The organism is Streptococcus pseudopneumoniae ATCC BAA-960 = CCUG 49455 (assembly GCF_002087075.1).
GTDB lineage: Bacteria > Bacillota > Bacilli > Lactobacillales > Streptococcaceae > Streptococcus > Streptococcus pseudopneumoniae.
The window spans coordinates 22,284-24,411 of the sequence record NZ_MWSM01000063.1; the positions used below are offsets into that span (position 1 = coordinate 22,284).

The following is a 2,128-nucleotide window of genomic DNA, read 5'->3' on the forward strand; positions in this document are numbered from 1 at the left end:
AGTAACCATACCTACGGCAAGGCGACGCTGACGTGGTTTGAAGAGATTTTCGAAGAGTATTAAATAAAAATTATTGTATGTTGTTGCCCTTAACTTGGAATGATAAGGGAATAACTAGAAAGATTTGTGAATATAGACTATTTCTGATATACTAAATATACAGTAATAATGAATGATGGGAGATGGGATGAAAGAATTTCAATTTGAGAGAAAGCAGCGTTTTTCTTTGAGGAAATATGCAATAGGAGCTTGTTCAGTCTTGCTAGGAACGAGTTTATTTTTTGCTGGTATGGGTGCTCAACCTGTACAGGCTACAGAAACGAGTTCAACACTAATTTCAAGTCATTATTTGGATGAGCAGGATTTATCTGAAAAGCTGAAATCTGAGTTGCAATGGTTTGAGGAAAATAAGATTGAGGTAAAAGAGGGAAAAGAATACTACTTTATCTATCGAAAATTGGCTACAAGATTACCAGAAACAGGTCTGTTTTCTAATGATGGGATGTTTATCTTGGGGGCAGGATTATTATTGCTTTCCTTTACTTTAATCAAGAGAAAAAAGGGAGCGTCTTACTTCCTTGTGAGCGTCTTTGCTGTTGGTGGATGGGGAGTATCCATCTCTGCTATTGAAAATCTGGTAGAATTGCAACCAGCCCTTGTTAAGAGAGTAGAAGGTCAGTTTCTACCAAGTCCTGAAAGAGTCCAAGGATATGAATTTACGGGATATTATTTGGTAAGAGATAGTGCTAGCAAGGAACTTTCTGTTGATAAGGTAGAATCGCCAGCATTATCTCAAAAGGAGGACAGTTCAGAACCTCAATCTAAGAAGATTGTACCACAGACTGCATCTCATTTTAGCTCGACTGAAGACCTTGTGCAATCTCCTCAACCATCCTACGCAGTTGAGAAAATTGTTGAAGCTCCTGATGAAATTGTGCCTATAGGGCCTAAGGAAGAAGTTGCAGGAAATCCCAAAGTAGAACAACCGAAAGCAGAAGATAATAGTGATTATAAAACAAGTCCTGAGGAAGGTGTGTTAAATGCCACAGTAGAGAAACCAGAATTGCTAGTCACTACAGAGGAGGTTGCTTTCCAAACGATAGAACAAGAAGATGCAACCTTAGCTAAAGGGCAAACTAAAGTTGTTCAAGAAGGTGTTGTTGGTGAACGCACCATCTATACGGAAGTCACTATCGTTAATGGGGAAAAATCTAGCAAAGTTATAGAAAATATAATCACAAAAGAACCGGTGAACAAGGTGATTGCAGTTGGGACTAAGGAAGAAGTTGAACCCAAATCTGAGGAAAGTAGACCAGTTCAACCTGAAAAAACTCCAATAGTAGAGAATGAAACAGAGAAAAAACCAGCTGATGGAATAGGACAACCAGGACCAGGAGCAGAAGAAACGCCGGGTACAGAAGCAACACCAGGAGAGAAACAAACACCTGACAAACCCAAAGCCGAGCCGAAGCAACCAGAACCAGCAAGCCCAGCCGTGGAATCAGGGGGCAAGGAGAATCAAACTCTTGCCCCACAAGGTACTGAGTCTAATCAACCATCTAAAGAAACTGCTGAGACCAAAGATTCTGAGCCAGAAAGCCCAGCCATGGAATCAGGGGGCGAGGAGAATCAAACTCATGCCCCACAAGGTACTGAGTCTAATCAACCATCTAAAGAAACTGCTGAGACCAAAGATTCTGAACCAGCAATCCCAGCCGTGGAATCAGGACGCGAAGAAGATCAATCTCTTGCGGAACAAAAGGGTGAGGAGAAACAGCTGGAGAATTCAGTTGAGGGGGTAAAAGATGTTGGTAAGTCTGCCCCACAAGGTACTGAGTCCCAGCCACCATCTAAAGTAGCTGCTGAGACCAAAGATTCTGAGCCAGAAAGCCCAGCCATGGAATCAGGGGGCGAGGAGAATCAAACTCATGCCCCACAAGGTACTGAGTCTAAGCTACCATCTAAAGAAACTGCTGAGACCAAAGATTCTGAACCAGCAACCCCAGCCGTGGAATCAGGACGCGAAGAAGATCAATCTCTTGCGGAACAAAAGGGTGAGGAGAAACAGCTGGAGAATTCAGTTGAGGGGGTAAAAGATGTTGGTGAGTCTGCCCCACAAGGTACTGAG

At 42.6% G+C, this 2,128-nt stretch carries 1 protein-coding gene; it reads left to right on the forward strand.

The features are described 5' to 3' along the window. Positions 1 to 187: 187 nt before the first annotated feature. Positions 188 to 2,128, forward strand: a 1,941-nt coding sequence (locus B4W83_RS11480; protein ID WP_142246450.1) for a G5 domain-containing protein, incomplete at its 3' end; no start/stop codon positions are given.